The sequence below is a fragment of the Chamaesiphon sp. VAR_48_metabat_403 genome, assembly GCF_031422475.1.
GTDB lineage: Bacteria > Cyanobacteriota > Cyanobacteriia > Cyanobacteriales > Chamaesiphonaceae > Chamaesiphon.
On sequence record NZ_JANPLS010000164.1, the window covers coordinates 1 to 9,814 of the forward strand.

General features: G+C 45.1%; 8 protein-coding genes and 1 pseudogene. 3 read left to right on the forward strand and 6 right to left on the reverse strand.

From position 1 onward, the window contains the following. Positions 1–278: 278 nt before the first annotated feature. The 4 genes from thiO to RMO79_RS07880 form a co-directional block, all read right to left on the reverse strand. A complete protein-coding gene (thiO, locus tag RMO79_RS07865) occupies positions 279–1,346 on the reverse strand; it encodes a glycine oxidase ThiO (RefSeq protein ID WP_310482562.1) in 1,068 nt (355 codons plus the stop codon). 59 nt (positions 1,347–1,405) lie between these two features. After that, positions 1,406–3,097, reverse strand: coding sequence for an FAD/NAD(P)-binding protein (locus tag RMO79_RS07870; RefSeq protein WP_310482563.1), 1,692 nt, complete (start codon positions 3,095–3,097; stop codon positions 1,406–1,408). 302 nt (positions 3,098–3,399) lie between these two features. Beyond that, a complete protein-coding gene (locus RMO79_RS07875; protein ID WP_310482564.1) occupies positions 3,400–4,041 on the reverse strand; it encodes an acetyltransferase in 642 nt (213 codons plus the stop codon). A gap of 215 nt (positions 4,042–4,256) precedes the next feature. Continuing rightward, entirely contained in the window at positions 4,257–4,940 is a 684-nt protein-coding gene (locus RMO79_RS07880) for a DUF2232 domain-containing protein (protein ID WP_310482565.1), read from the reverse strand. Positions 4,941–5,137: 197 nt separating this feature from the next. Here RMO79_RS07880 and RMO79_RS07885 point away from each other — a divergent pair, with 197 nt between their 5' ends. From RMO79_RS07885 to sigC, 3 genes are all read left to right on the forward strand, one after another. Further along, positions 5,138–5,746: a GNAT family N-acetyltransferase gene (locus RMO79_RS07885; protein WP_310482566.1), complete on the forward strand. Its 609-nt coding sequence runs from the start codon at positions 5,138–5,140 to the stop codon at positions 5,744–5,746. Positions 5,747–6,044: 298 nt separating this feature from the next. Beyond that, on the forward strand, positions 6,045–6,572 hold the full coding sequence (locus RMO79_RS07890; RefSeq protein ID WP_310482567.1) for a DUF2808 domain-containing protein: 528 nt from the start codon (positions 6,045–6,047) through the stop codon (positions 6,570–6,572). Positions 6,573–6,936: 364 nt separating this feature from the next. Further along, the gene (gene sigC / locus RMO79_RS07895) at positions 6,937–8,211 is read left to right on the forward strand and encodes an RNA polymerase sigma factor SigC (RefSeq protein ID WP_310482568.1); all 1,275 of its coding nucleotides are present in this window, start codon (positions 6,937–6,939) and stop codon (positions 8,209–8,211) included. Positions 8,212–8,295: 84 nt separating this feature from the next. On the opposite strand, the pseudogene RMO79_RS07900 reads toward sigC, so the two are convergent. Together RMO79_RS07900 and RMO79_RS07905 are read right to left on the reverse strand one after the other, a co-directional pair. Further along, positions 8,296–8,367, reverse strand: a pseudogene (locus RMO79_RS07900) (IS1 family transposase); the annotation flags it as partial. A gap of 3 nt (positions 8,368–8,370) precedes the next feature. Next, positions 8,371–9,570: an ABC transporter permease gene (locus RMO79_RS07905; protein WP_310482569.1), complete on the reverse strand. Its 1,200-nt coding sequence runs from the start codon at positions 9,568–9,570 to the stop codon at positions 8,371–8,373. Positions 9,571–9,814 lie beyond the last annotated feature (244 nt).

The following is a 9,814-nucleotide window of genomic DNA, read 5'->3' on the forward strand; positions in this document are numbered from 1 at the left end:
TTTGCAACAGACACTTAACCCTCTAGCTGTGATACATTGCCGTTACCAGCAACGCACCTTTGGGCGGGTACAGTCTTTGACTACTAGGCTGGAGTCTTTCTAAGGGACTCACTCTTTGGTGCGCCTTCGGTTCGCACTATGAGATATCGATGACAGCATTTTAGACCTCATCCCACATTGGCATCGATCGATCGAACGATCGATGCCAATGTGGGATGAGGTCTAAAAACTGGACGCAATCAGTGCAAGCTTCGATCCAACTAAAAGGTTTTTAAAAATCAAACCGGGTCAAACCGTTGCCAGCTAAAGGCGGCTAGTAAATTATCGGCTTGCTGATGCCAGACGAGATTGGCAATTAAGCGAGCCGTAATTGGTGTTAATAAAATTCCGTTGCGATAATGTCCGGTAGCTAGAGTTAAATTGGCATCCGCGCTCGTACCGAGAATGGGCATTTCATCCGGTGTAGCTGGGCGAAATCCCCACCATGTTTCATGCAGGGAGCAAGATTGGAGCGGTGGAAATAACCGGATCGCATTTGTTATCAATTGCTTGACACCTTTGAGGGTATTACAGGCTTCAAAGCCGACATCTTCTGTTGTCGCACCGATGATAATTTTGCCATCGCGACGCGGCACAATGTAGATTTCTTCGCCGAACAATACCTGTTGCAGGGGTAAATCGGCGGTTGGCGTGGGCGGAACTGATACCGATAGCATTTGCCCTTTTCTGGGGACGGTGGGAATAGCTTGGAGTTGTTGCGACCAAGCACCCGTGGCGAGAATATAATGCTGTGCGGACATATCGCCGCAATTGGTGGTGAGATGAGTTACTCGTCCATTTTTTCGATGGATGGTATTTACTTCTGCCCCATCCTGAAATTGTATCCCCAGAGCTTGACTGGCGATCGCCAGAGATTGCATTAAAGCGCGGTTATCTACTTGCCCATCGGCGGGATACCAATAACCGCCGACGACAGATGTACTCAGCCCAGATTGACGTTGCTGGATCGATCGATCGTCCAACCAGTCGTCACCAAGCGCGCTGGCGGTATAGTAAGGTGCTAAAATTCCACATTGCCAATATCCAGCATCTACCCCCGATATGGCTTCAATTTTGCGAATCCATTCGGGATATAACGCGCGACTCTTCAAGCATAAATCGAGCATCGCTCCAGGGAGAATTCGTTCTGCCTGCGGTGCCAACATGCCCGCTGCGGCTCTACCTGCGGCAGCGTTGACATCTTTACATAAAATTGTCACTTCCGCGCCGAGCAGACGCAATTCGATCGCGGTAGCCAAGCCAATAACACCACCACCGACAATTATAATTTCACTACCAGATTGCATCGATCGATTCTCCACGGCAGATGCTCTTGCCGATCCGCATCCCTGCGATCGAGTCTAACTTAGATTTCGATCGTATTGGCAAGAGTTGGCTCATAATATTCACGATCGATATTGGCTGCTGGCGTGGGTGGCATTAGTACCGATGCTAAGTGTTGAGATAAACCAATAATCCTCTGACAACTTTCAGCGTGCCAGATTCTCAAGCTACCATCAATATTTCCGGCAACCAGCGGCCCCATTACATAACAGTTTTTGCTAGCTTCAAAGTTTTTATCGATTGTAAATCCGCGTCCAGATTGATTGGGAATGCAGATTTCTCTTTTAATCAAGTTTTGGATCAGGAGTGATGATGATTTAGTGACATCTTGGAAACCAGCACAATTAATAATCGCGCCGATGGATGCGTTAATTGTTTGCTGTTGGCAAGTTTCACCATCGATGTATTCACAGGCTAAATTACCTACTTCATCGATCGTGGAACTGACAAATTTACCTTTAATAAATTCTAGCTTATCGCGCTCGATCGCCTTGCCAACTACATCTAAATATTCGCCACCAGCACGCCGTTGTAATTTACCGATTTCGACGGCATAGATAAAGACAAATTGCGCTTGTTCCTCAACATTCAGGCGATTTAACCCCTGCATTGTCACCTTAGATATATCGCTATAAATATCCGAGATATTAATATTTGCGGCAGTAGCATCAGCGACATCCGATCGCACTGCTTCAAAGATTTGTTTGGCGGTAAAGATTTCCGACTTTAATAATCCGACCAGATGTTGGGGCGTATAATTTAGAACTGGAACTTCGCGACTAATCCGGTGGGGAAAGGCGGCATTCGGCGATAAGATGATAAATTTATCGATTAAATCGGCAGCGACTTTAGAATTATTGATACTGTAAAGTGTATCTAGCGTACCAGCATTCGAGCCGACCATTAATACTTGTCGGTGGGGTTGATGTGCTAAAGACTTACAAATTCGATCGAGATTAGCATCTAACGATGGCTCGTACATATTATCGATGTAGCAAGCATCTGTCTCCAGCTCGTTAACAGGTTTTGCAAAGGCGACATTTGGCGGACTCCCGATCGCTAGAACTAGTTTTTCGGTTGTAAAATAAGTATCGCCTTCTGTTGTCGTCAAATCTACTCGATATAAATCTCGATCTTGTCGTACATCCCAAACATCGGCGGTAATTGTATCGATCTCGATCCATCCTTTACTAACTGCCGATTGGATTGTTTGCGAAACTCTTTCCTGGAGATACAATCCAAATACATGTCGAGGAATAAATAAGTCATCCCAACAATTTTGTGCCATGTCTGCCGCATTTGCTTGCAACCATTGATGCGAAAGTTCGCCGCGACTATATTCTTGCGGATCGAATAACCACTCGCGATTTGCATTCAGCCATTCGATAAAATGTTCGCGTTCTGCTGCTTGAGGAATAAATTCGATTAGTGGTGAAATTAATAATGCTGTTTTGCCCGATCGACTTCCGTAGGGAATTCCCGTCCAGAATTCGCCATATTTCTCGGTAACGACGATTTTTAGCGGTTGTTTTGGGAACACTGGATTCAACCGAGCCTCGCTGTTAGTAAATTGCTGTTCTACTAACGAGAGATAGTGAATTAATGTATATGCCGATGAAATTCCAGCTCCAATAATTGCCAAGTCATAACATTTTCCCGATTGGAACCGAGCTGCTTGGGAGTCAGGTTGCAAGGTTGAAATCGAATGTTGCATGATAGACATTTATAAAAGTTGGATTAAAATTTAAAGTTATTGCCGATCGATCTCAAACTAGATCCCAGTTACTACTTAGTAGTCTAGAATAATCTCCCAGCTCGATCGATAGTTAATTATTTTTATTGGCAGAATTACTCGCATGGAGAATTAAATCTTAAGTCAATATAATCTTAACCTTTCTTTTATTAATTGAGATCCGCTAAATCATCGATCTTATTCCCAGCCTGTCTTGAGTTACTACTAAGCTCCAGATTGATACCTAGCTAGCTAATTTGCTAACAGCGTAGTGGTTTTAGCGATTAATGGGAAGGTTCGCGAAATTTAATTATCCTAGCAGGATTGCCTACAACCGTTGCATAATCTGGCACATCTCTAATCACAACAGCACCCGCGCCAACAGTACACCAGCGACCGATCTTGATGCTAGGAATGACTACCGCACCAGCTCCGATATGCGTGCCTTCACCGACTTTAACATGACCGCATAAAGTTGCATGTGGAGAGACATGAGCATAATCGCCGATAATATTATCATGATCGATACTGGCGGCAGTATTTACGAGTACGTGCGCTCCGATTTCTGCCCCAGCTTGAACGATCGCACCTTGCAATACAACAGTACCAACACCGATTTTCGCTTTAGCCGAAATAATTGCCGTACCGTGAATTGCAGTACCGTAATTGGCATCGATTAAGTCAGCTAATTCCGATCTGCGGGCATTATTACCAACACTAATAATTAACGGCGCATCTAATTTGGGGAAACCTTCACCTAATAAGCGGATGCCATCGCGGATCTCCATGCCTTTGAATTTAGCATCGGGCGGGTTGTCATCAAACATGCCGATGACTTCGATGTCTAGGCTGTTGAGAATGTCTGTGATGACTTTTGAGTGTCCGCCAGCTCCATACAAATACATGTATTTAGTAGCCAGATCCATATGTGTATATATAATTTATCAAATTTAGCAATCCATCGATCTCGTGCTGGCTCTGTCAGCACGAGTCGCTGCAAAACAGCCCCAAGGAGAACTAAAGCAGCCTAGAGATTCTAGAGCATGGCTGGATTTTGAGCAAGGGGACGAGGGACGGGGGGACGGGGAGAGGATCGGAACGCAGTTCCAAAACCTATTCACTATTCACTATCCACTAAAGCCTAGAGATCCAATAATGTATCTACCCATGCTGGTGGTTTAGGAATGGAATTGCCGAGTCGCTCGAACATTAACAGCGCGACTAAGTGAACGACAAATAAGTAGAGGAAATTACTGACTAAAATTAACACGATCGTGACAATTTGAATGACTAATAAACTCGGCTCTGCGAGAATGCCTAACTGTACGAACACCCACTCGCATAAGTCGCGAATCCTCGCCATCGTATACAGCCACAGATCTTCACCCAACAATAGCGAAGTCAACCAAAACCGAAAGAATACCCCCAGACATTCAAGTAATGCACCCAGCGAAATTGATGTCAGCCAGTTTGCGCGTCGTCGCCAACATGCCCCCAATTGTACGCCGATTAATCCGTAGGGAATGACAAATGATATACTGCGGGCTGGCCCCATTAATACGGACAATAATAAACCAGAAACTAATGCCGTCATCCATCCCGCGCGGTTACCCCAACGTAAATAGATTAACGCGATCGGAATCGGAAAAAAGATTTTAAAGACAGGGATGCTGGGCAAATAATAACTCAACAACCATAGTAAACTAGTCGCACTAGCCAAGAACGCAGTTTCCACCAATACGATTGGTGGTTTGCGAGGATACGCGCCATTGACGGTGGATGTTTTCGGTTCGAGTGGAGATTGACGATCGAGTGGAGATGCCAAAGGATTACCTCGATCGCCTGCACGATCGGCTAAATGGGTTATGATGGAGAATAAGTATTCTAAACTTGTCAGTTCTAATTGTAGATCGACTCACTACTAATCTAAATAGTTAAGATCTCGATTAACAAAATCGATCGTCGAGTTGCTCGACATTGTGGTGAATTTGGAACTGGGCGCAACCTGTGAATAATTTAGATATGACCGCAAACATCGCAAATATCGCTCAGACGTTCGATCTCGATCCCCATCATGTTGAGATTCGTGCCGTGCGAGAAGAAGAAATACATTGCGTCGCGGATATCATCACTCGTAGTTTTCATTTCGATCGCGGTTGGATGGGCTGGTTCACACCTTTATTCAAACTCGGAATTGCTGAAGATTTACGCCATCGCCTCCGCAGCAATATCGTTTCTGGCTCTAGTAATGGCAAGCAACAGCAACAAGTCTGCTCGATTGCTGCATATACAGATCGTGGCAAATCGCAAGTAATCGGCACGATCGAAGTTGGAATGCGGACTACCAACTATCGCCAACCCACACCGCATCGGTATGTTTATATTTCTAATCTAGCAGTCAGTCGAGATTTTCGACGGCTGGGTATAGCGCAGGGATTATTGCACGACTGCGAACGACTGACTACAGCTTGGGGGCATACAGAGCTGTACTTGCATGTCATGGGCAATAACGATCGCGGTCGGAGATTGTATGAGAAATTAGGGTACGAAATCGTCTTTAGAGAAACAGTATGGTCGATCGTTCCCTGGCATCGCCCGGAACGCTTATTTTTGTGCAAACAGCTAGACTGAATGCGATCTTCAATCTAGTTTTACCTAAAAATAACGACATCTTACGCTTAGTGATATGGCAATTACATCAGCTAAGTTGCTGAATTATTTTGAGCTTCTAGGTACCAATGTGAATCCGCCAACGATAACGTTACAGATCTACGATTTAGCCGATCGTAAGTAGAACGTGTAACTATCTAGGTAGCTTAATTATCTCACTCTTTGACTAATTTTCTTAAATATTAGTTAATTATTCTTAAATTAAGAGTAAATTTAAGAAACACATTCTTAAAAGTGCCAGATTTACTGGAGAGTACAGATGTTGAATATTCAGACAGCAAAATTATTGCCGATTCTCGCTTTAGCTGGTTGCCTGGTTGCAGTTGCCCCCACCGCCACAAGAGCCGATAGCTTGCCAGGATTTACATTGTTCAGTGGTGTCGATCCGTCAAATCAGCTTAGTTATCGCCTAGATTCTGGCAACCGTAACTCGACAGATCGCTATCGGCTCACCATTCCTGGCTCAAAAATCAACCGTCTGGGCGCGGCGCAAATTCAAATTACCTATCCCGACTACTACAAAGGTAAATTTGACGACAAAGCGGTAGAAGTCTTCGTCGGCGATAAAGCGATTCCCGTGCAGTCGGTACAGTGGAATCGAGAAGCTCAAACCCTGGAAATCGATCTCGCCCAAAGGATCAAAACCAAAGGCGATATCAACGTTGTGCTCAATAACGTTCAAAATCCCGACGGTGGTGGCATGTATTACTTTACTTGTCAGGTTAAAAGTAGTGCAGAATTTCCCGTCGCTCGCTATGTCGGTACTTGGATCTTGAGTATCGATTAGATATCCAGAGTGGATAGTGGATGTTCGATACTTTATCGTACGATAAAGTATCGAAATCAAAGATCTCAATCGTCTATTTATTTGGTGTGGGAAGGAAGTAATTGCAGAAGTGCGATTTCCAGCGGCACAGACATTGGTTGTCTGTGTCTTTTTAGTGTGAGTAACGGAAGTAAGCTAGCACGCGATCGGGCAATTGGCAAATGTTATAAGAAACTAGTCTCGAAATGAGGGATCTAGGGGCAAAGGTGGGAATGATAGGCATATCGGTCGCAGAGTTATCTCGATCGACTAAAAATTTTACCGACAACAGTAGAATCTAAATTTTTCACATCTCCAATTTTGTCGAGCAACCCCATAAGAGTCTATGCCGAGTAAATCCTTGTATAAATCAGTAGAATATGACGAGTCAGCCTCAGAGCTGGATCTTGGCGGCATAGACATGGACGAAGAAAATCTGCGAACATCTTTGCCCGAATTGTTTGATGAAGAAGAAGATCTCGATAGTACCGTAGTTCCGGCTGCGGCGAAGAATATTTATTACAGCAAAGATTTAGTTCGGCTATATCTGCAAGAAATTGGCAAAGTTCGCCTGCTGATGCGGGATGAAGAAATTTCCGAAGCCAAAGTCGTCCAGCGTTACGTCCAATTACTCGAATTGCGAAATGATGCCGCCGAACAAGTGCGGTTGGGCAAGAGTAACGATGTCGTTATTTTACAATACGTTGAATCGATCGAAATTCACGATCGGTTAACAGCTCAATTAGGGCATCGCCCCTCCCTCGAACGCTGGGCGAGCACCGCTGGAATTTCGCTAGCCGAACTCAAGCCGAGATTGGCTGCTGGCAAACAAAGATGGGCAGAACTCGCAGACATCCCAGTTGCCGAAATCGATGCCCTGCAATTGGCTGGTACCCGCGCCAAAGAGCACATGATCGAAGCCAATCTCCGGCTGGTTGTCTCTGTCGCTAAAAAATACCAAAATCGCGGCTTAGAACTGCTCGATTTAATTCAAGAAGGCACGATGGGTTTAGAGCGTGCGGTCGATAAATTCGATCCGACTAAAGGTTATCGGTTTAGTACCTATGCGTACTGGTGGATTCGTCAAGGAATTACTCGCGCCATTGCTACTCAAAGTCGGAATATCCGCCTGCCCGTCCATATTACCGAAAAACTCAATAAAATCAAAAAAGTTCAACGCGAATTGAGTCTCACGATGGGCAGACCCCCCAGACTCGAAGATGTCGCCAAGGCTTTAGATATGACCTTGGTACAATTGCAAGAAGTGTTAATGCGCGTCCCGCGATCGGTATCATTAGATGTCAAGGTCGGTAAAGATCGCGATACGGAATTGGGAGATCTGCTCGAAGCTGATGAAGTCACCCCCGAACAACTGATGATGCGCGAATCTCTTCAAGGCGAACTCGTGCAACTGCTAGCAGATTTAACCGATCGAGAGCGGGAAGTAATCTGTCTCCGGTTTGGATTAGGATACAATCAGGCGCATTCTCTAGCCGATATCGGACGAGTATTAGAATTATCTCGCGAACGCGTCCGCCAAATTGAATCTAAAGCCTTACAAAAACTCCGCCAACCCAAACGCCGCAATCGGGTTCGGGACTATTTAGAATCGATGAATTAAACATAAAATCTGGTAGGGGCAATGCATGAATTATTCCTACCCGATCTCTATTGAGGGCGATTGAAGAGATATTCTTTAATGCGCTTGCTTAAACCAATTAATAATACTGATATGATGTACTTCCTTAATTCGCTCAATTGCTCTGAACCCCATGCCATATTAAATTTCAACCTTACTGGAAGATATTTGTAAATTGCGAGGATCGAGGGCATCGCGTAAGCCATCGCCGAGCAGATTAAACGATAAAACTGTAAGAATGATTAATAGTGCTGGCGGCCAAATCAACCAGGGTTGAAAGATGAGGATCGAGGTATTGGTTGCCACCGAAAGTAAATTTCCCCACGATGGATCTGGCGGTTGAATGCCCAATCCAATCAAACTCAAAACCGACTCGGAGACAATAAAACTCGGAATTGCGAGAGTTGCTGAAATAATTGCATAAGTAGCTGTCTGGGGAATTACATGGCGGAGGATGATATATAAAGGTTTCGCCCCCATCGCGCGTGCGGCTTGGACGAATTCGCGTTCTTTAATCGATAGGACTTGACCGCGAATGACTCGCGCCAGTCCCGCCCAACTAATAAACGAAGTAATGATGATAATTAATAAAAAGCGTTGCGAACTACTGACTCGATCGGGTAATACTGAAGCTAGGGCGACTAATAGATACAGACTTGGTAATGTCATTAAAACTTCGGCAACTCGCATAATGGCTGCATCGATCCAGCCACCAAAATAGCCCGATATTCCGCCTAAAATCATCCCGATGGGAAAAGATATCAAAACACCAATCAGACCGATAAACAGGCTGATTCTACCCCCGTAGACGATTCGACTGAATTGATCTCGACCTTGCTCGTCAGTACCGAGTAAATTTAATTTACCCGCGCCTGAGGTTCCAAATAAGTGCCAATCGCAGGTAATCCCCTCGAAGATTTTTAGTTCTTGAGCGTCGGTTTTGGTCTTGACAACAGGGGCTTTATCTTTGCTTTTTTTACTGGTAGTCGGATCGAATTTGGGGATGAGGGGAATACTAAGTGAAAATAACTGATACTTATCGCCGCGTACGAATAAGTTAATGGGAGATGGTTTCGTGGTGTCGATTTTGAGTAAGCGATCGCCTGTATTAATATCCGTGCGACCTTGAGTCGTTGGGTAGACATGCGCTCCAATCCAGCTACCTTGCGGATTCGTCCAGTGGATGGCGGTGGGTGGTAGCAGTGAGCCATCATCTTGCGATCCGTAAGGATTGTATGGAGCCACAAATTCGGCAGCGATGACCGACAGATACATCAAGATTAGAACGATCGCGCCCGCTCTTGCTAGTCCATTTTGTTTTAATTGTTGCCACCAATTCATGTAATTTACATTTGAATTAACTCGCCATCTCTTATTTTACTCTGTCGATGCTAGTGGTTTGGAAAGAGAAGTCGGGTGGGGGTGTGGGAGGTGTGGGGAGTGTAGGAGGTAGATAGAGTTTAAATCCTCCTTACTCCCCGTCTCCCCGTCCCCCCGTCCCCCCGTCTCCCCGCTCACTTACAACCCGAAACCACTGTTTTGGGAAATGGTGCGGTACACTGTAGAATGATAGGCGCGGCAGCAC